This is a genomic window from Methanoculleus oceani, assembly GCF_023702065.1.
Classification (GTDB): domain Archaea; phylum Halobacteriota; class Methanomicrobia; order Methanomicrobiales; family Methanoculleaceae; genus Methanoculleus; species Methanoculleus oceani.
Window position 1 is genome coordinate 590,512 of the sequence record NZ_QFDM01000002.1, and the last position, 20,216, is coordinate 610,727.

Here is a 20,216-nt window from a genome sequence, read left to right on the forward strand (position 1 = left end):
CCGGTGCCGGCATCGCCTCAGCGTGCCGGGGCAACCATCGGCTTCTTTTCCTCCTTCGCTTCGACCGGTTCGACTGCTTTCCCCGGTTCCGCTCCCCCACCCGTACCAAAGAGGTAATTGTGCGCAAGCGAGAGCATCCCTCCGGATACGGTTTTAGCGTCGAACCCGTTCTGCACGAGGATCCGCGTTGCATAGTAGGCGCGCTGACTGGAACGGCAGAAGACATGGATCTCCCGGTCGCGGGGGAGTTCGTCGAGACGCTCGCGGAGTTGTCCCAGCGGGATGTTGAGCGCTCCCGGCACGCTCTCCACGGCGAGTTCCATCGGTTCGCGCACGTCCAGGAGGAATTCATTCCGGGCGGTATTCCAGTGGCTGAGCGGCATATCGCCCCTGAGAACGTCGGCTGCGACCATCCCCGCAAAGTTTACCGGATCTTTTGCGCTCCCGAACTGGGGCGCGTAGCAGAGCTCAGATTCCTCGAGATCGTAAACGGTCGCGCCCATCTGGATCATAGCCGCAAGGACGCTTACCCGCTTGTCCACTCCGTCCTGGCCGAGCGCCTGCACGCTCAGCAGACGTCCGTCGGATCTCCGGAAGATGACCTTCATCGCGATCGGCCGGGCTTGCGGATAGTAGCCTGCGTGCGAATTCGGGTAAATGTAGATCTTTTCGTAGTCGGTATCGCCAATTTCGTTCAGCGTCCTTTCGCTGGGACCCACCCATGCAACGGCGGCGCCGAAGAGCCCGATGATCGAGGTGCCCTGCGTGCCGCGGTATCGGGAGTCGCGCCCCGCGATGACATCGGCCGCGATGCGCCCCTGCCGGTTGGCCGGGCCCGCCAGCGGGATCAGGCTCCACTCGCCGGTGACGTAATCCTTCACCTCGACGGCGTCGCCGACGGCGAAGATATCGGGGTTGCTCGTCCGCATATGCTCGTCTACGCGGATCCCTCCAAGTTTGCCGATCGCAAGGCCGGCCATCTTTGCGAGAGTGGTCTCCGGGCGCACACCGATGGCGAGGATCACCACGTCGCCCACGTAGGTCTTGCCTGAATCGGTCTCCACGCTGATGGCGCCGTGCTCGGCCTGCTTGAACCCGACCACCCTGTCGCCGTGCATCACGTTGACCCCGTGGCTCCTCATAAAGGCCTCGACGACTCGGGCAAACTCCCGGTCGAGCGGCTTTAAGACCTGATCAGGCTTCTGCAGCAGGGTCACTTCAAAGCCGCGCTGGACCAGGTTCTCCGCCATCTCGATACCGATGAACCCCCCGCCGACCACCACAGCCCGGGTTTTTGGTCTGAGGGTCTGGAATCCCGAGTACCGGTCCATGCCGGAGAGAAATGCAGTGCCCTTCTCGAGCCACTCGTGGATCTCCCGGGCGTCCGGTACGGTCTTCACGTGGAAGATGCCCGGAAGGTCTATTCCCGGCAGCGGCGGGTGGACGGCAGCGGCTCCGGGCGACAACACCAGTTTGTCGTACGGATGCGTGGTGACCTCCCCGGTCACGAGATCCCGCAGGTCCACAGTCTTTTTGTCCGGCGAGACTGCGATGGCCTCGCAATTGGTGCGCACATCGACTGCGAAATGAGCACGGAAGAGCTCCTCGTTGGCCACGAGCAGGCTCGATTCTTTCTCGATCACGTCACCGACATGGTAGGGTAGCCCGCAGTTCGCGTACGAGACGTACGGCCCGCGTTCCACCATGAGGATCTCGGCGTTTTCATCCAGCCTGCGCAGGCGCGCTGCACACGACGCCCCGCCGGCCACCCCACCTACGATAATGACTTTCATTCAATCTCCTCCTTTTTGTGTCCTACCTCTCATCCGACACGACGTTTCCCATGCAGGGCCCTATCACAGCATCTCCCCGGCCGACCGATCCATAGGGCGCACGAGCACCCGGGCCGGAGCACCGTCGCCTCCGAGGATCTTCAGCGGCAGGCAGACCAGGTCCACCTGGCCCGGCGGCACCTGCTTCAGATTCAGCCCCTCGATGATCCAGATACCGGCATTGAGCAGGGTCCGGTGAATCTTCACCCCGTCCGCATGGAAGCCGCCGACGGAGAGGTAGTCCACGCCAATCAACCGCACCTGCCGCTCGGCGAGATATTCGGCCGCTGCTTCCGAGATGTACACGAAGTCCTCAACGAATGCGTCGGTATCCCAGCAGTGCTCCGAGTTGTGGGTCTTGAAGAGGACCCGCTCGCTGCGCTGGATGGAATGCTCCGCCAGTTCGTCGGGTTGTATGGACGTGCGGTCACGGATGGGGATGACCCGTGCCGGACCGATGCTTGCGTCCAGCGGGATGTCGCCGATCCCGGTGCCACCGCGGACAAAGTGTGCGGGGGCATCCATATGGGTGCCCGTATGTGCGCCCATCTCGAGGAGCGACACCGTGCTCGGGTCGCCCCGCTCCATGCTCAGGGCATGGCTGATTCTGACCGGCGGATCACCCGGCCAGGTGACCATGCCGGTTTTCAGCGTTACCGAAACGTCGATCCAGCCTGAAGCCATTATATCCTCCTCTCTAATGTGACGTGATGCAGAACTCCCCCGGGTCAGATCTCAGCGAACTGAACAATGACTTTGATGTCTCCGGGTTGTCGCACCAGGGCCTCCTTGAAATTCTCCGGTCTTTCCCGCCGTGTAATGAGGCGCGCCAGCCACGCTCGATCTGCACGGGCCAGTGCTCTGCTGGCCTTGTACCAGTGCCTCTTGTTGGCATTCACACTTCCAACGATGGCATTATTCTTCAGCACCGCCGCCGCCGCGGTGTCCGCCGTGACCGCCGCAGGTGCCGCGCCACCTCCACCGACGCCCGTGAGACAGATGACGCCGCCGGGTGCCACCTGGTGAATGGTCTGGGCGATGACCTGCCCGACACCGGTGCACTCGATGATGATGTCAGGTTCGAAGCCAACGTCCGAGACGGCTGTCGAGTGATACGTCGCACCGAGGGCCTTCACCAGATCGGGCTTGGGACCCGATGTATTGCGATCAAAAACATGGACATCCAACCCTTCCTGCATACCGATGAGGGCCGCGAGAAGGCCGACGGGCCCTGCGCCGGTTATGAGCGCATTCTCCGGTTCCCAGAACGAGCGCTGGCCTACCGCCCTGGCCATCTCCCAGGCTTTTGCGACAACCGTCGTCGGTTCAAGCAGCACGCCGAGGATCCCCAGCGTGGGATCCACTTTCATCGCGTACCCGGGTTCGATCCTCCACCGCTCGGACATGAAACCGTCGACCTCTTTGATGCCACGCTCGGTGTACAGGCCGTTGCGGCACATGTCCCACTCCCCAACCGCACAGTTGGCGCAGGGGACCGGGTCGGGGCGCCGGACAATTCCCACCACGAGATCCCCCACGTTAAACCCTGGCGCCGGTCCGGGATCGATCACGCGGCCGAGCGATTCGTGCCCGAGCACGAGCCGTAATTTCCCCGGAGGCGCCCAGCCGTATTTCCCTTCAACGATCTCGGCATCGGTTCCGCATACTCCGACGGCGATGGCTTCCACGAGCACCGAGCCGTTTCGGATATCCGGTTCGGGGATATCTTCCAATCGTGCGGTTCCTGCTTTCTTTGGTTCAACAGTGATTGCTTTCATCTTCCCACCTCAGTCACACACTCATTGGTCTGATCTCCTCCCTGGCCCGGCCCCGGTACGTCCTGGCGGCTGCCTCCCACTCTTCGAGATCGACTTCCCCGACGTTTGCGAAGTAGGCGAACGTCACCGCAGCGTGGATCACCCCGATATGCGAGAATGCCTGAGGGAAGTTGCCGATCTGCTCCCCCGTGGCCGGATCAATCTCCTCTGCGAACAGGCCCAGAGGACTGGCCTTCGCCAGCAGGTTCTCATATATCTCACGCGCCTCCTCGATCCGATCGGCGAGAATCAGAGCACTGACCAACCAGAAGGTGCAGAGGATGAATGTCGCTTCCTTCCCGCGGAGGCCCTCGGGAGCGTCGATGTAGCGGTAGCAGAGGCCATCGACGACCAGGTCTTTCATCGTCGCGTCGAGCGTCGAGAGCATGCGAGGATCTTTGCCATCGATGAAGCCGATGATGGGAAGCATGAGATTGGCCGCATCGAGAAGATCATCCTCGTAGGACTGTTTGAAGGCGTTCAGCCTGTTGCTCCAGCCTTTTGTCAGTATCTCCTCGCGGATGGCGTCCCGCTCTTCCCGCCAGCGCTCGACATCGCCTTCAAGCTTGAGGCCCTCAAAGATCTCGATTGCGGCATCGAGCGCGTACCAGATCATCGCTTTTCCGTACACAAAGTGCCGGAGCCCTCCTCGAACTTCCCATATCCCGCTGTCCGGTTCGTGCCGGCGTTCGATGAGCCATTCGAGAACGTCACGGATTCGTCTTCCTTCCTCGGGAGGCTTCCAGAGGCCCGCCCGCCACGCGAAGCGGGCCGCACCCAATGCCTCCCCGACCACATCGAGCTGCAGCTGGTCCGCCGCACCGTTTCCGATACGGACGGGCCGTGAGTTTCGATATCCGCTCAGGTGGTCCAGAATCTCTTCGGTCGTCTGGCCATCGGGTGTAATCGGATAGAGAATCTTGATATCGTCCGGGTTCACCGTGTTGTAGATCCAACTGGCATAACTCTCCACAAAGTCGTGATAGCCGGCAAGAAGCAACGAGAAGAGTGTAAGCGAGCCGTCGCGGACCCAGGTGAATCGATAGTCCCAGTTCCTCTCGCCTCCCACCTCCTCCGGCAGTGAGGTCGTCGGCGCCGCGACGATGGCTCCTGACGGCGCATAGGTCATCAGCTGCAGGACCAGAGCGCTTCGAACGACCATATCCCGATACGGTCCTCTGTAGGTGCACGTTTCTGCCCAATTCCTCCAGTAGTTCAGGGTCGACTGCAACGCGGCGGAGATGGAGGCCAGAGGACTCTTGTCCAGATCGTTTGCCAGGGTGAAGTAGAACTGCTCGCCCGGACGGACGACGAATGTCTGCGAGAGCGACATATCGGTCTCGTCCTTGAGCCACCCCTGAGGTCCGGTGATCACGAACGGACCTATCTCCGCTTCGTTCCCGTTCAGCTCGATCGCCGGGGCGTCGCGGGCATAGTTGGGCCGTGGCCGGCAGATGCTCGTCATCTCGACAGCGCCCTCGAGCCCCCTCACTATCCTGATCAGCTTCCCCGGCGGACCGCCTTCCACGTCCTGTTCGGACCAGGTCATGTCCATGAAGTCGAGCAGGGCAACCTTCCCCTGCGAACACTCGAAGATCGTCTCCAGTATGTTGGTGTCCTTCAAGTATCGATGGCGGCTCGAAAAATCGTAGGTTGGCCGGGTGACCCAATTCCCACCGCGACCAGGATCTAAGATTCCTGCAAATAACGACGGTGAGTCGAACCTGGGCCAACAGAGCCAATCGATCGAGCCAGCGCTGTTCACGAGCGCTGCCGCATGCCTGTTGCCAATCAGCCCATAGTCTTCGAGGGGCCAAAATCCGCCTTCCGGTTGTGACGCCACGCTAATTCCTTCCCCCTTCACGTGAAACATATCTCTTGCCATGTTTTCCAGGATGTACCCGACAGCAAACTCCACGCCCTGCGGTACCTTCCCGGCTCTCCGGCAATGAGGTTGCTCGGGCCGACTTGCGTAAGACCGCTGAAAGCATGTCCCATCAGTCCGGCATATGTATTGGAGACAGGATACCCCGATGAAAAAGAGAGCAGTCGGGACTGACCCACTCTCAGCGTGCCGGTGCCGCCATCGGCTTCTTCTCCGCCGTTTCAGCAGCCTCGACCGCTTCACGAAGCGCCGCTCCGGCCAGCACGAGGGCTTCCGGCGTGACTATACCATCGGCAATGAGGTGGCCGTTGGCATCCCGGAGCGCCTGCTTGAGGTCCTTTGCCCAGAGGTGCTCGATGAGGAAGATCGCGGCGGCGCTGTCGTTCGGGATGGTATCCGCAATTTTGCGGACATTCTCCTCGGTCATCCCGAAGGTCCGCTGGGCGGCCGCCATGGTGCCGGCCTCCCAGCCGGCCTGTACACCTTCCTCCCCGCCGGCTCCAAGGCCGATGAGCGCTCCGACAGCGGCGCCGAAGCGCTGCCGCTCAGTATCGTCGAGCTGCGTGGCCTCCATGGCGCTGACGTCGCCGTTCGCATCCTTCCACACGAACCGGAGATCGATCAGCCTGACGACACCCGCTTCCATCGCCGACCCGAGCGCCTGCCGGATCTGGCCGTGGAAGTCCGGGTTTTTGAATCCGATGACCAGGAGCTGCATCGGTCCATACATAACTTCAGCCATTTTCTATTCCCCCTTGACTAAATGCATAGGTTGCCTGCCCGCAGCCCGTGATTGCCCTCGTGCTGCAATACAATTGCATCGGTAGAACGCCTTTACCTGTACTCGTTGCGTCTCTCCGGAAGTGCGCAGACCGGCGGCGGGTCAGGAGCCTGATGGGCAACACAGTATAAAAATATGGGCATATATTTTGGGTGAGCCCGAATATCCGGACACTCTCCGGTATAAGAGCCGTTCCTCCCCAACCGGGCTCCGTGCCCTCCGGCACCCTGCTCTGCTACCGCGACGGGCCTGTTGATTGCCCTTCGCTCAGGTATTCTCCCCCGGCAGCCGGATCTCAATGCGCCATCTGGTCGATCGCCGCCGTAACGGCGAGAACGAGCGCGTCATCGTATCCCGGTTCCACCTCCACGCCGTAGGTGTCCCGGATCCGGAACCATTTTTTGGAGGCCTCCGCAACCCGCTCCCGCCGCCCGGCCTCGATATGGTACTCGTGGTCGAGGATATTCCCCTGCACCTCCCAGTCCCCCTGCCCCGGGACGGTTACCGTCCACCGGTCACGGAGCGGCGCGATCAGGGCCTTCTTGATGGTCGCCGCCGTACCGCCTGCGCCCTTCTCGATCTCCATGGTATCCTTGATACGGAGCATCCTCTCCTGGATCTTGTAGAGGTCCTGCCCCTCCTTGCTCTGGATGATCAGGGTGTTTCGCACGCGGAGCGCTTTTCCGTCCACCTTGAACGCCCGCTCTCCCGCTGCGTCCTCGATCCAGTAGTCATCCCCGATATCGATGAGCCGCTCTTTCATCTTGTACCTGTGCGTGCCGCCGGCCTCTTCACGAGCCCGCGGACCGCCTTCCGCTCTTCTTCGCATCATGGTATCACCCTTGAATATCTCAGGCTGCCGTCACCCCACCCGTATTCCGGATGCCTGTATGGCTCTCCAGCGAGATCACACGGTCCCGGTGATCGGATGAGAGTCACCGGAGCAAACGGCTGCCTGCGCCAATAATATTACAAGATTATTATAATTTCGCAGAAATACTGGCCCACGGTTCCGGGTGCCGGGACCGGCAGATCCCATCCGAACGAACAGGAAAGAACCATTCGATCTACAGCGTGCTCTTGATGTCACAGCAGACGACCGTATCGCTTTTGCTGCGGCCCTGCTTCCCGTGCCGGGAAACCCTCCTGCTCTCCCTCCAGTACAGGTGCGAATTGTGCACGAACGCCTCCTGGCAGGGCGGCGTTTCCCCTGTGGACAGTGCCCTCACCGCCCTTCCTTTTCCAGAGACCGCATGGGGGTTCTCAGGAAGAACAGAGGTTGGAGAATGAAGTAGATCGCCGCGGAGATGTATATTGCGATTGCCACCCGGGGCAGGAACAGTGCGAGCAGCACCCCGATTCCATCGAGCACGATGCCGTATCGCCGCCGGTGCTCCAGGCCCCGAAGATCCGTGTCTGCAAAGCCGTCGATGAGGAGGTCCGGACGCCGGATAAGGTAGTCCATGATCCGATCCAGCATGAGCGACGCGAGGAACAGGTCCAACCCATAGATGAACACCGCCAGACGGGAGCCTGGCCCGATGAGGTGCGTGGCCATCAGGCTCGTGGAGAACGGAAGCAGAGAGACGAAGAAGAGCATCACGAGCGTCATGCGGACTGTAACGCCGTCTTCGTGTGCTGTCATCCGGGTGATGGATGTGTGCGTGATCCAGAACCCGCCGATAAATGCGAAACTGATGATGTAGGCGAGGAAGTCGGGCCACGCTTCGAGAAGCGCCCACAGCAGGTCTTCGGTGGCTTCCGGCACGGGAATTTCGAGGACGAGCAGGGTGATGACGATCGCGAAGACTCCGTCGGCAAACGCACTCAGCCGGTCGGTAGGAAGAATGTCGGTCAGGCGATCTCGACGGGACGTCTTCGGAATCTCATCGCGGGCAGCCATCATTCCTCACCTTCACGCCGGCATGAATACACGAAGTCCTCTCCACACCATCGCCGTGAGGCCCGTCTCCCGTGAACGGTCTATGACGCATTTCACGTCGATCGAATGGAATCCCTTCATATCCACAAGTGGCGTTCACCGCTCCTTCAGGGCTCCTCCCAGTACCCCTCCCAGATAGCCGACGAAGCCCAGAACCGGGAAGAGCATCAGCGTGATGAGCAGCGTCGATCCGAGGAAGCGAAGAAGGGCGAGATCGCCCGGGGCGGCCTCGATGCCCAGCACTGCAATGACCGCTGCCAGGGCAAGTGCATCCAGGAGGCCCGTAAACACGCCTGCTTTTCCTCCAATTTGCCTGGATTTTCTTCCTCCTCCCCCGGCAACCCAGCCCGCAACAATACCTCCGACAAACGCACCGCCGATCGCTATCACGTACGTGATGACGAGCGCGACAATGAGTCCGACGATCACTCCGATCCAGAACGTCCGTGGATCTTCTTTACGCATGTATCGTTCCTCCATGTTCCCGCAACGGTATCCGGTTGGATGCCGCTACGGGGCAAGAACATGAACGTTCGCATTAGAAAGATGCGGTCATGCTATGTGCGTCCGGCGGGTATGGGAATCGACCGCCCCTTCCGATACCCGTCAGATCTCTCCTCACGTATCCTGCTGCAGCAGTCTTCGCGGCGCTCACTGCGCCGTGCAGTTCAGGTCATCGTAAAGGCTCTGCTGCTCGGCCCGGACGGCCTGTATCTGCGGACGGATGGTCTGTATGGCTTCAATGACGGTCACATCGTCGGGAAGGTCCTCTACAGCCTGATTGAGGTTTTCATAGGCCGCGTTGAGATCGTCGACCCGGACGTTGGCGAGCTGGCCTGCAGACTCCCTGACACCCTCCATGGCGGACTGGACCTGGTCTCGTCCATCCCGGATATCTCCTACAGAAGTCCTCAGACTGGTGTTCTCCATACTCTCAAGCGCTGCTCCGAGTTCTGTGAGGTCCTGGCAGAGCTGCGTCTCCGCCTCTTCCTCGGACGGCTGGACGCATCCGGCGCCGGCACAGGCCAGGATGAGGACCAGCAAGATCAAGAATACTCCCGTTTTCTTCATACCCATCTCCTGAGCAGAATAACTGCCCGGAGCCGAATGATAGCATGAATTATATATAATTACCTCAATGCATTGCGGCGAACAGGGTGTTACACAACGACGCTCTCATATCCCTTCATCCCGGAGAAAACAGCGGCAGGATACATTTTTACAGGCAAAGAGAAGGGGAGGTCGTGCCTGCACATCCGGAACACTGATCCGGCTCCTCCCCGGATCGCTTCCATCACCCCGGCATCCGAAGAGCAAGGATGATCGCCGCGATGCCGCCGACAATGGCGAGCCCCGCAAGGAGCAGCACCAGGCCGACAGCGGCGACGAGCGGGTTTGCGATCAGGATCAGCCCGAAGATGATGCTTAAGATGCCGAGGATCCCCGTACCCCACCCGGCACCGGAGAACCCCTGCACCATGTAGACCGCCCCGATGATGAGCCCCTCCACGCCGATGATGATGGCAAAGACGGTCGGGATGAGAATTGCGCTGTAGAGAGGATAGGCGAGCACGAGGATTCCTGCAACGATGCCGAGGATACTGACCAGCAGTTTCCAGCCCCGGCCGGTTTTGTCCGTAAACAGGCTGATGAACACGACGATACCGTTGAACAACCAGTAGAAGCCGAGGAGGATGATAAGGAACTCCAACGTCGGGATCGGGTAGATGAAGAAGAGAACGCCAAAGAGGACCGCAATAATGCCGAGCAGCAGCACGAGCCAGCGGGGCGGAGCCAGAGCAGCGCCGGTCTCGGGAGAGCCGGCACCGAACTGCATGTTAACCATAACAACACCGTGCGGAGGGCTCGCTACCACCTTATATAGGTATCTCCCCTCATCTGCCCGGCCCGGTCCGGCGGAGTACTGCCCGCATCCGCCGGGCCGGCCGTCTTTCCGGGCCGGTGCACCTGTTATCTGGCAGCAGGCCCCTCTACCGGTCGGGGAGGAGATCCCTCCTTCCGGTAGACGAGCCTCCGCGCTTCCTCCCCCAGTACCTGTTCAGGGCCCATATACCCGAACAACTGGATGATCCGGGCAACGAGCCCCGTCCACCCGGTCTGGTGGCTGGCACCGATCCCGGCCCCGTTATCCCCGTGGAAGTACTCGTAGAAGAGGAGGTGGTCGCGCCAGTGGGGGTCGTCCTGGAACTTCCGGGCGTAGCCGAAGACCGGGCGGCGGCCGCTCTCATCGCGGAGGAATACCCCGGTCAGGCGCCGTGCAATCTCCTCGCTCACCTGGTAGAGGTTCATCCGGTTCCCCGATCCGGTCGGGCATTCTACTGTAAAGTCGTTCCCGTAGTACGCGTACAGGTTTAACAGCGCCCGGATCAGCATGATGTTCATCGGGAACCATATCGGCCCCCGCCAGTTGGAGTTCCCCCCGAACATGCTCGAATCGGAGTCCGCCGGCAGGTACTGCACCCTGTGCTCCTGCCCATTCTGGATGAAGATATAGGGGTCGTGCAGGTGTGCACGGGAGAGGGACCGGATCCCGTAGTCGCTCAGGAACTCGTTCTCGTCCAGCATTCGCGAAAGAACCCTTCGCAGCCTCTCCTCGGTGAGCAGCGAAAGGTGGAGTCGTCCTCCGACGCCGGGCTGGCCGATGTTGGAGACGGTGGACGCCATACGCGTATGGTACTGGTTGAACCATCGTGCCCGCTCTATGAAGTCCGGCATCTGATCTATCATCTCCCGGGTGAAGACCGTGCTGGCAGCGAGAGGCAGCAGCCCCACCAGGGACCGCACCTTCAGCCGTGTCGCGCTCCCATCGGGCAGGCGAAGGAGGTCGTAGTAGAAACCGTCCTCCTCGTCCCACATCCCCTCCTGGTTCTCACCCAGGCTGTTCATCGCCGATGCGATCCAGACGAAATGCTCGTAGAATTTGGTCGCCATCTCTTCATAGACCGGATCGTGGACCGCGAGTTCGGCGGCAATATCCAGCATGGTCTGAGCGAAAAGGGCCATCCATGCCGTCCCGTCGGCCTGCTCCAGGTATCCCCCCGTGGGCAGGGGTGCACTGCGGTCGAAGACCCCGATGTTGTCGAGGCCGAGGAACCCCCCTTCAAAGACGTTCTGGCCGGTGCGGTCCTTGCGGTTCACCCACCAGGTGAAGTTCATCAGCAGTTTCTGAAACATCCTCCCCAGGAACTCCACGTCCCCCGCGCCGAGAAGTTCCTTCTCCGTGCGGTATATGAACAGGGCGGCCCAGGCATGCACGGGAGGGTTGACGTCGCTGAAGTTCCATTCATAGGCCGGGATCTGGCCGTTCGGGTGCAGGTAACGCTCGCGGAGCATCAGGTCGAGCTGGTTTTTGGCAAAGTCCGGGTCCACCATGGCAAGGGCAACGGTATGGAATGCCAGGTCCCATGCCGCATACCACGGGTACTCCCACTTGTCGGGCATGGATATGATGTCGGCGTTCACCATGTGGAACCACGAGTTATTCCGAATGGAGGACCGCTGGCCTGAACCGTGCCCCTCCAGCCAGCGGTCGACCTCATAGAGATAGTACTGCTTCGTCCAGAGCATGCCGGCAAGCGCCTGGCGCATCACGTTCGCCGCATCGGGGCCGACCGACGGAGGGGTGATGTTGTCGTAGAATGCGTCCGCCTCTTGCTTTCGCTGTGAGAGCAGATTCTCAAAGGGGCTCCCGAAGAGAGGGCTTTCCCCGGAGGGCGGGGTTTGGTTCAGCCGCAGCCGTACCGTTTGCACTTCTCCCGGACCGAGAGTTAACCGATAGTGCGCAGAAGCCTTGGTCCCGGAACCTTCCGGGTTCACGGCATCGGTGCGTCCCTCGACGATGGAGTTATTGATACCATCTTTCACGAACGGCGAGGAGTTCGGCGTCCCGAAGAGGCGCTCCGTGTTGGTCTCGTTCTCGGTGAAGAGAAGAGGGACCTCACCTTCGCAGTAGAGATACCGGTCACCCAGCGCCGGATGGCTGGCCGCGATCACGCCGGTCCCTGGCGGGCCCTCCGTCTTTTGAAGGGTTGGTTTCTCCACACCATTTCCCTGCCACCAGGTGTTGCGGAACCAGAGGGTGGGCAGCAGATGGAGGGACGCCTCCTGTGGGCCGCGATTATGCACGGTGATCTGCACCAGGATGTCCTCGGGAGACTCCTTGGCATATTCCACGAAGACGTCGAAATACCGGTCGTCGGCAAAGATGCCGGTGTCGATGAGCTCGTACTCCAGGTCGTACCGGTTCCGGTGCTGGTTTGTGGCAACGAGGTCGTTGTACGGGAATGCTGCCTGCGGATACTTGTAGAGGTACTTCATGTAGGAGTGCGACGGGGTGTTGTCGAGGTAGTAGTAGTACTCCTTCACGTCCTCGCCGTGGTTCCCCTCGGCATTGGTCAGACCAAAGAGCCGTTCTTTGAGGATGGGATCGGCACCGTTCCAGAGGGCAAGCGCAAAGCAGAGGAGCTGGGTATCGTCGGAGATGCCGGCAATCCCGTCTTCCCCCCACCGGTAGGCGCGGGACCGTGCCTGATCGTGCGTGAAGTAGGCCCAGGAATTGCCGTCCCCCCCATAGTCCTCCCTCACCGTTCCCCATTGCCGTTCGCTCAGGTAGGGCCCCCACCGGCGCCAGGGCACGCCGTTGTTACGGATCTCGAGCAGCCGCTGTCCCTCAGGTACATTGGCCACAAACGTCACAGGTGTCATGCGTGGGCCAGACCATCCGGTACATAATATATTTTTCGAAGAATCAAATTTCGAGTTGCCCCGATGGCACTATACAGCGTTGGATCTCCCGTTTTCGTGAGACCCGGCGGTTCCAGCTCATGACCCACGGCCCGTCCGGGAATGCCGGATGAGGAAGCAGGGCAGGAGGACACCTTAACCGGTACGGCAGGCGGACCGCAAGAAGCCTTTGCCGCTGCCGCCGGACCGGCCCCCTGTTTTCCCGTACGAAGGGTACACTACCCGGCAAAATGCCGGACGATTACATTTATATACACCGGGTCCGTCTGATGCACTCGATTCGAGGGCTGATAGAATGGAGAGTGAACCAGATCCGGCTCCCCGGACATCAACGGCAACCCCACAGGGCGTGCTCCTGCCGCTTGCGCTGGCCCAGTTCATCTGCAGTTACGCTGCTTCGAATATGAACGTGGCCATAACCAACATCGCCACCGACCTGGGGACGACGGTCAGCGGCGTCCAGACGACCATCGCCGTTTTTACGCTCACCATGGCAGCCCTCATGATCCCCGGCAGCAAGTTGACAGATATCCTGGGCCGCACGTACCTCTTCAGGCGAGGCCTCCTCGTCTACGGGGTGGGAGCACTGATAGCGGCAGCGGCGCCGGGGCTCGGGATCCTGATCCTCGGCTATTCGCTCCTCGAAGGCATCGGGACCGCGCTGCTGATCCCGCCCGTGTATATCCTCGCAACCGTCTTCTTTCCCGACCTCACCTCACGCGCCCGCGCCTTCGGTGCGATCAGTGCGGCGGGCGGCGTGGGGGCGGCAGCAGGTCCCCTGGTCGGCGGGATCATCACCACCGCGATCAGCTGGCGGGCAGCCTTTGTCGTGCAGGCTCTTGTTGTCGGAATAATCATCATCCAGAGCCGGAAGATCGTTGATCCGGGAGTGCAGGGCGAGAAACCCGCTTTCGACATCGTCGGAACTATCCTCTCGGCGGCGGGACTCTTCTTTGTGGTGGTCGGCATCCTGCAGGCCTCGACGTACGGCTGGTTTAAGGCCAGCCAGGATTTCGTCATCGGCAATACGGTCGTGATCCCGGAAGGCGGCATCTCGCCGGTATGGGTTTTCGTGCTTATCGGAGCGATTTTACTGATCTGGTTCTTCTGGCATATCCGATCCATGGAACGGGCAGGCAAGGAGCCTCTGTTGCACACCAGGATGTTTAAGAACCGCACATCAAACCTCGGCCTCATCACGCAGAACATCCAGTGGCTGGTCCTCTTAGGCCTCTCCTTTGTGGTCTCCGTCTATGTGCAGACCGTGCGGGGCTACAACGCGATCGAGACCGGTCTGATCCTTACGCCGGCCACGATCGGTATTTTGCTCTCCTCGATGGCCGCGGGCAGGCTGGCGCGGAAGTATTCCCAGGCAACGCTGATCCGGGCGGGGTTTATCGTGACGGTAGCCGGCGTCTTCCTCCTGCTGTTGCTGGTACGAGAAACATCCCCCGTCCTTACGTTCGTGCCGGGCCTCTTTCTGGTCGGTCTGGGCGTAGGGGTCATGCTGACATCCTCGGTCACCGTCGTGCAGTCCAGCTTTCCTGAAGAGGATCAGGGGGAGATCTCGGGCCTGTCACGCAGTGTCTCGAACCTGGGCTCCTCGCTCGGCGTGGCCATTGCAGGAACCGTCATCGTCTCCAGCCTGGTCATCGGGAATTTGGGCTACGCGCTCGCCCTGGTGGTTCTGGTGGTGTTTGCGGGTATAGGCCTCGTAGCCGCGTTCATGCTGCCCGCCACCCCGGTGCCCGAGGCCCCGGAGCCCTGACCCGACCTCGCCTGATTGGCTATCCGAGAGGGGCATGGCAGGGTGGGTTCGTCGGAGCCCTCCGTTTTTGCCGGCCGTAGCCCATTGTAGGGACTCGCAAAAATAAGGGCTCTTACAGTCAATCCCCGGGCGGACCTGCAGATAGTGCGGGAGATCATCAACCCTTCATCGGGCGCGATTACCGAGGGATCATCTCTTCAGTCCACTCCCTCCGCCCGGACGTCCGCGGGACCGGAAGTAGGCCTCGATCTGCTCGAGAGACAGCCCTTTCGTCTCCGGCACGAGCTTGAAGACGAAGAGCCACGCGAGGAGGGCTACCAGGGCGTAGAGGAGGAAGACCCCCGACTCCCCGATGAGATCCACCAGCGAGAGAAACGTCGCTGCAATGATGAAGTTCGCGGCCCAGTTCGTAACCGTCGCGAGGCTCATGGCCAGTCCCCGCACGCTGAGCGGGTAGATCTCGGCGATAAGCAGCCAGAAGATCGGCCCGAGGCCCAGCGCAAAGGAGGCGACATAGATGATGAGGCTCACCGCGGTGATCTGCCCCAGCGAGACGGCCGCCCCTCCGGCGCCGCTGTTCTCGAGGGCGAACCCGATCCCGAGGATCAGCATGGCGATGCCCATGCCGGCAAGGCTCCAGAGGAGGAGCGGGCGGCGTCCCGCCCGGTCGACGAGCCAGATGGCGATGAGGGTCACCAGGACGTTCACGATGCCGATCCCGACCGTCGCGGCGATCGAGGCGGTCGCCTCCGCGAGGCCGGCAAACTGGAAGATGGTCGGGGCGTAGTAGATGACGGTGTTGATCCCGGTTGCCTGCTGGAGGATCGCGAGGCCCACCCCCAGAAGCAGCGGGAGCCGAACAGCAGGCGCGATCAGGTCCGACCACGTGCCCGCCCCTTCCGTGCGCACGCCCCTCTCGATCTCATCGAGTTCTTCCGATACGTCGGCGGTGCCGCGGATCTTCTGCAGGACTTTTGCGGCGGCGTCGCGGCGGTTCACAAACATCAGCCACCGGGGGCTCCGGGGCATCAGGAACATGCCGATAAAGAGAACGGTGCCCGGTATCACTCCCGCGAGGAACATCGCCCGCCAGTCGCCGGCCGCCGCAAAGTAGTAGTTCACGCCGTAGGCGATCAGGATGCCGACCGTTATCAGGAGCTGGTTGAGCGAGACGAGTGCGCCCCGAATACTCTCAGGCGCAATCTCGGAGATGTAGAGAGGAGCGACGAACGAGGCCACCCCGATGGCGATCCCGATCAGGATCCTGCCGACGATGAATATGGAGAAGAGAGGGGAAAGGACGACCACGAACGTGCCCACGATGAAGATCAGCGATGCGGCCAGGATGGAACTGCGGCGCCCCACCCTGTCCGAGAGAGGCCCCCCGAAGAGCGCCCCGATGATCGCACCCATCAGCACGGCGCTCACCGCCACCTCGGTCGTGACGCTTGTAAGGCTGAACTCCTCGTTGATGAAGAGGATCGCCCCGGAGATGACGCCGGTATCAAACCCGAAGAGGATCCCGGCAACGGCGGCAATTGCGGCGACGACGAGGACGAGCCCTGTGATCCGGTCGGGTTCAGGCGCCATAGGGATCCTCCCCTCGGCTGTGGGTCCGCGACATACGGGGTTTCTGCTGAACCCGATATGTGGGGCCGGGATGAGAGGGGTTCAGCATCGGGTCGTCGAGAGGGATGAGGACGGACCCCGCCCCCGGGAGAAGCGGGGTTTCGTGAAACAACAGGGATGCTCCGTCATCGGAGACTGCCGGAGATTGCATCGCATCCAGTTGCAATTCAGGTACTTAAACCTGCGCCACCCCATAGGGGGCTGCGTTCCCGCAAAGCCGGAGACGGTGCATACGCTGCCCCGCGGTGCAGGGGGCGCCGTGCTCCCGGACACGTGCGGTGATGATACGCTCCGGAGCAAGGTTCATATACCGGAGTGCGCATCCTGTGGCATGCCGGAATTGCAAGAACTCCGGGGCTCGTCCCTCCCCCGGCGTCCGGGTGGAACAATGGATAGATCTAAGGCGATTGATGGAATCCGGAAAGGGTTTCGGGCAATCGCCATCGCGTTCGTTTTCGCCACCCTGATCCCCGTACTCCTCGGCCTTCTCTTCTCCGTCCCGACCGGGAGAGTCTTTTCTCTGATCGTCTCCACCCTCCTTCTCCAGGCAAATGCCGCCTTTGTCGGCCTGGGGCTCGGCCTGAATCCCGTGTTCATTCTGGTCGTCATGATATTCGTGGAGCTCGGGATCGTCCTCGCCATCTACGAGATCCTGGATGTATTTGCCGAGCAGTCGGAGAGAGTCCGGCGTTTCACGAAGAGCACGGAAGAGAAGATGGCCAGGTACCCTATTCTACATAAGTACGGCGCAGTCACGCTCATCGTCCTCCCCGCGCTCCCGGTGATCGGCCTTTACTCCAGCGTCGTCATCGGGTGGCTTCTGCGCTGGAACAAACTCCAGTCGCTCTTCTTCGTCACGCTGGGATGGATTCTCGTCACCGGCTTCCTCCTGCTCGTGGCGCTCGGGTTCGTCCGGGTGGTCTTCTGATGCGAGCGGGATAGCATGTCCGGGGTCGTCGGTATGGACTGGTCGTTTGTTGTGGGCATCATCTACCTCCTCAACACCATCTTTGCGGTCGTCGTCATCTTCTTTGAGCGGAGAAACCCTACTGCGACCCTGGCCTGGCTGATGGTGCTCTTCTTCCTGCCGCTGATCGGGTTCGTGCTGTACCTGTTCCTCGGCCAGAACTACACCAGGCAGCGATTGTTTACCCTCAAAGAGAAGGACGACGCCACCCTCGGGTCGATCTTCGAGGAGCAGCACCGGAGACTTCTCGAAGGGCAGTACTGGCTCTCCAATCCGGAAGCGGAACAGTACCGCGACGTAATTCTCGCACTTCTCCGGAGCAACCGTGCGCTCCTGACACAGGACAACCGGATCGAGATCTACACGGACGGAAAAGAGAAGTTCGAGGCCCTGTTCGCCGCAATCAGGAACGCAAGCCACCACATCCACCTGGAATACTTCATCGTCAACAACGACGAACTCGGGCGGGAGGTCGTGCACGCGCTCGCCGCGAAGGCAAAAGAAGGCCTTGAGGTCCGGCTGCTCTTCGACGCCCTGGGAGCCCGGGCCGGGGGCGGGTCGCGGGCGGCATTCCGGGAACTGACGGATGCAGGCGGTTATATAGGCGTCTTCTTCCCCTCGATCTATCGGGTCAACTACCGCAACCACAGAAAGATCGCGGTCATCGACGGCAGGATCGGCTTCATCGGCGGGTTCAACATCGGGGACGAGTACCTGGGCAAAGGCCCCCTCGGCTACTGGCGGGATACTGCCGTGAAGATCACGGGACAGGCAGTGAAGATGTTGCAACTCCGGTTCTTCCTCGACTGGAACTTCACGACCAACGAGTACCTGAGAGCCGACCCGGTCTACTTTCCCGAACAGGACGGCGGCGGCACCACTGCCGTCCAGATCGTCTCCGGCGGCCCGGACACCCGCCGTAGCCCGATAAAGGAGGGCTACATCAAGTTGATCAACGCCGCCCGGGAGTCCGTCTACCTCCAGACCCCCTACTTCATCCCCGACGACAGCATCTCGGATGCCCTGCGCCTCGCGGCCCTCTCCGGCGTCGATGTCCGCCTGATGATCCCCTGCAAGCCGGACCATCCCTTCGTCTACTGGGCGACCCTCTCCTTCGCCGCCGACCTGCTCGATAGCGGCGTACGGGTCTACACCTACGACAACGGCTTCATCCACGCCAAGACCATCGTTGTGGACGGGAAGGCGGGATCGGTCGGGAGCGCGAACTGGGACGTGCGGAGCTTCCGGCTGAACTTCGAGGCAAACGCCTTCTTCTACGATGCGGCCGTCGGGGCGGAGGTGAAGAAGCGCTTTCTACAGGATCTTGCCCTGAGCACCGAGATCACACAGGAGTGGTATCGCGAGCGGTCCCGCCGGATCCGGATCAAGGAGTCGATATCACGGCTCTTCTCGCCCCTCGGATGAGGGTGCGCGGATGCGATACACACAGATGTCATGCAGCAGGTTGAGTTATATAGTCGAACCGGCATCCTGCTCTCGAGGTGCGTTATGTCTCTTGGTCCGGTAGAATACATGGTCATCGAGTTTCCGGGAAACCAGTTCAAAGGTGAGATCATCCCGGCGTTGCGTGAAGTGATCGACGCGGGCGTCATCCGAATCATCGACCAGGTCTTCGTGAGGAAAGACGATCGGGGCAACGTCAGCGTGATGGAACTCAAGGATCTCCAGAAGGATGCGGCAGAAGCGTTCGCCCCGCTCGCACGGGATGCCAGCACGCTCTTCGCTGAAGAGGATATCGAGAAGGTCAGCGGGATCATGGAGAACAACAGTTCCGTGGCGCTGCTCCTCTTCGAGCACGTATGGGCGACGAGGTTCCGCGACGCCGTCCTGAACGCCAACGGACGGGTGATCGCGGGCGAACGTATCGAAAAAGAGAGGGTGGATGCCGCGCTGGCATGGAAGCCCGAAGAGCAGGAAGCACTGGAGGTGGCACCATGAGAGGCGGCCGCCCGGGCCTTATCGGCACCGTAGCCCGTACTGCAGTGGTCGCGGGAACGGCCACCGCTACTTCCCACGCTGTCAATAAGCGGATACAGCAGAAAGAGATGCAGAAAGCAACGCAAGCGCAGCAGGCGGCACCATACGAAGAGCAGGTGCAGGCGGCGTCATACGAGGAGCAGGTGCAGGCGCCTGCCGGAACAGGCATAACCCAGGAGGAGAAGATGGCTCAACTCAGGGAACTCGCCGAGTTGAAGCAGATGGGCGCCCTGACGGAGGAAGAGTTCCAGCAGGAGAAGCAGAAGATCCTTGCTCAGTAGGATTGCGAGGTTCACTTTTTTCGGGTACGGAGGCTGGCTCCCGGAATGCCCGGTGGAGTGCGAAGGGCCGTCTGTCGGCGGGACGGCCGGAACCAGCGCCGCGGTTGAGCCCACGGGGCGACTGCCAGAGAGTATGATGCCCATCGGGGATTCTCCAGGGCCACATCACCCGTACTCTCCAGCCCCTCCCCTGCATTCCTCCGTGTGCCGGGACGGGTGAGGCAGGTGCAGTCACCCTTATATATCCCTCCATCCATCACGCCGCGGCGTGGGACCAGCAATACCGTGGATAATTTCATCCGGCATCGCCTGCAGGACAGATCATCTCATTTAAAAACCGTCACGAGAGATGCGCATACCCGGCGCAGAGAAGATTCCCGGGAAACAGTGATCTCACCGTTCATCAATCGCTGAAGGCCGCACACGGGCTCGTGGTCGCATGCACAGGGCCCTCCTATCTTACAGGATAGGAACAGCGGGCAGCAATCGAATGAAGGTGAAGTGTATGAAACGTGTAGCACTGAGGGCGATGATCGCCGCCATCGTCGCCAT

17 protein-coding genes are annotated in these 20,216 nt (G+C 61.1%); 5 read left to right on the forward strand and 12 right to left on the reverse strand.

Annotation, left to right across the window (positions count from 1 at the left end; all coding sequences use genetic code 11):
- Nucleotides 1-17: 17 nt before the first annotated feature.
- From DIC75_RS07950 to DIC75_RS08000, 11 genes are all read right to left on the reverse strand, one after another.
- Nucleotides 18-1,793 carry an FAD-dependent oxidoreductase gene (locus tag DIC75_RS07950; RefSeq protein ID WP_250987493.1) on the reverse strand — a complete coding sequence of 592 codons (1,776 nt, stop codon included), beginning with the start codon at nucleotides 1,791-1,793 and terminating at the stop codon, nucleotides 18-20.
- A gap of 63 nt (nucleotides 1,794-1,856) precedes the next feature.
- The gene (locus tag DIC75_RS07955; RefSeq protein ID WP_250987494.1) at nucleotides 1,857-2,516 is read right to left on the reverse strand and encodes a cyclase family protein; all 660 of its coding nucleotides are present in this window, start codon (nucleotides 2,514-2,516) and stop codon (nucleotides 1,857-1,859) included.
- Between the two features lie 44 nt (nucleotides 2,517-2,560).
- On the reverse strand, nucleotides 2,561-3,610 hold the full coding sequence (locus DIC75_RS07960) for a glucose 1-dehydrogenase (RefSeq protein WP_250987495.1): 1,050 nt from the start codon (nucleotides 3,608-3,610) through the stop codon (nucleotides 2,561-2,563).
- 13 nt (nucleotides 3,611-3,623) lie between these two features.
- Nucleotides 3,624-5,534, reverse strand: a complete 1,911-nt coding sequence (locus DIC75_RS07965) for a glycoside hydrolase family 15 protein (protein WP_352151652.1) — start codon at nucleotides 5,532-5,534, stop codon at nucleotides 3,624-3,626.
- Between the two features lie 181 nt (nucleotides 5,535-5,715).
- A complete protein-coding gene (locus tag DIC75_RS07970) occupies nucleotides 5,716-6,276 on the reverse strand; it encodes a DUF1269 domain-containing protein (protein WP_250987496.1) in 561 nt (186 codons plus the stop codon).
- Between the two features lie 334 nt (nucleotides 6,277-6,610).
- Nucleotides 6,611-7,147: an LURP-one-related/scramblase family protein gene (locus DIC75_RS07975; protein WP_250987497.1), complete on the reverse strand. Its 537-nt coding sequence runs from the start codon at nucleotides 7,145-7,147 to the stop codon at nucleotides 6,611-6,613.
- Between the two features lie 393 nt (nucleotides 7,148-7,540).
- Nucleotides 7,541-8,221 carry a TMEM175 family protein gene (locus DIC75_RS07980; RefSeq protein ID WP_250987498.1) on the reverse strand — a complete coding sequence of 227 codons (681 nt, stop codon included), beginning with the start codon at nucleotides 8,219-8,221 and terminating at the stop codon, nucleotides 7,541-7,543.
- Nucleotides 8,222-8,353: 132 nt separating this feature from the next.
- Nucleotides 8,354-8,722: a DUF5518 domain-containing protein gene (locus DIC75_RS07985; RefSeq protein WP_250987499.1), complete on the reverse strand. Its 369-nt coding sequence runs from the start codon at nucleotides 8,720-8,722 to the stop codon at nucleotides 8,354-8,356.
- Nucleotides 8,723-8,908: 186 nt separating this feature from the next.
- The gene (locus tag DIC75_RS07990; protein WP_250987500.1) at nucleotides 8,909-9,328 is read right to left on the reverse strand and encodes a hypothetical protein; all 420 of its coding nucleotides are present in this window, start codon (nucleotides 9,326-9,328) and stop codon (nucleotides 8,909-8,911) included.
- 223 nt (nucleotides 9,329-9,551) lie between these two features.
- Nucleotides 9,552-10,103 carry an HdeD family acid-resistance protein gene (locus DIC75_RS07995; RefSeq protein WP_250987501.1) on the reverse strand — a complete coding sequence of 184 codons (552 nt, stop codon included), beginning with the start codon at nucleotides 10,101-10,103 and terminating at the stop codon, nucleotides 9,552-9,554.
- A 125-nt stretch (nucleotides 10,104-10,228) separates the two neighbouring features.
- The gene (locus DIC75_RS08000; protein WP_250987502.1) at nucleotides 10,229-12,982 is read right to left on the reverse strand and encodes an MGH1-like glycoside hydrolase domain-containing protein; all 2,754 of its coding nucleotides are present in this window, start codon (nucleotides 12,980-12,982) and stop codon (nucleotides 10,229-10,231) included.
- A 334-nt stretch (nucleotides 12,983-13,316) separates the two neighbouring features.
- Between DIC75_RS08000 and DIC75_RS08005 the strand changes: the two genes are divergently transcribed.
- Nucleotides 13,317-14,789 carry an MFS transporter gene (locus DIC75_RS08005; RefSeq protein ID WP_250987503.1) on the forward strand — a complete coding sequence of 491 codons (1,473 nt, stop codon included), beginning with the start codon at nucleotides 13,317-13,319 and terminating at the stop codon, nucleotides 14,787-14,789.
- 189 nt (nucleotides 14,790-14,978) lie between these two features.
- Here the strand turns inward: DIC75_RS08005 and DIC75_RS08010 are convergent, their stop codons facing one another.
- Nucleotides 14,979-16,379, reverse strand: coding sequence for a sugar porter family MFS transporter (locus tag DIC75_RS08010; RefSeq protein ID WP_250987504.1), 1,401 nt, complete (start codon nucleotides 16,377-16,379; stop codon nucleotides 14,979-14,981).
- A gap of 427 nt (nucleotides 16,380-16,806) precedes the next feature.
- Here DIC75_RS08010 and DIC75_RS08015 point away from each other — a divergent pair, with 427 nt between their 5' ends.
- The 4 genes from DIC75_RS08015 to DIC75_RS08030 all read left to right on the forward strand — a co-directional run bounded on the left by DIC75_RS08015 (nucleotide 16,807) and on the right by DIC75_RS08030 (nucleotide 19,664).
- Nucleotides 16,807-17,346 (forward strand): small multi-drug export protein, encoded by a 540-nt coding sequence (locus tag DIC75_RS08015; RefSeq protein ID WP_250987505.1) that lies wholly within the window; start codon nucleotides 16,807-16,809, stop codon nucleotides 17,344-17,346.
- Between the two features lie 15 nt (nucleotides 17,347-17,361).
- The gene (gene cls / locus DIC75_RS08020) at nucleotides 17,362-18,810 is read left to right on the forward strand and encodes a cardiolipin synthase (RefSeq protein ID WP_250987506.1); all 1,449 of its coding nucleotides are present in this window, start codon (nucleotides 17,362-17,364) and stop codon (nucleotides 18,808-18,810) included.
- Nucleotides 18,811-18,894: 84 nt separating this feature from the next.
- Nucleotides 18,895-19,344 (forward strand): DUF6325 family protein, encoded by a 450-nt coding sequence (locus DIC75_RS08025; protein WP_250987507.1) that lies wholly within the window; start codon nucleotides 18,895-18,897, stop codon nucleotides 19,342-19,344.
- A complete protein-coding gene (locus DIC75_RS08030) occupies nucleotides 19,341-19,664 on the forward strand; it encodes an SHOCT domain-containing protein (RefSeq protein WP_250987508.1) in 324 nt (107 codons plus the stop codon). The genes DIC75_RS08025 and DIC75_RS08030 overlap by 4 nt, the downstream gene beginning before the upstream one ends.
- Nucleotides 19,665-20,216 lie beyond the last annotated feature (552 nt).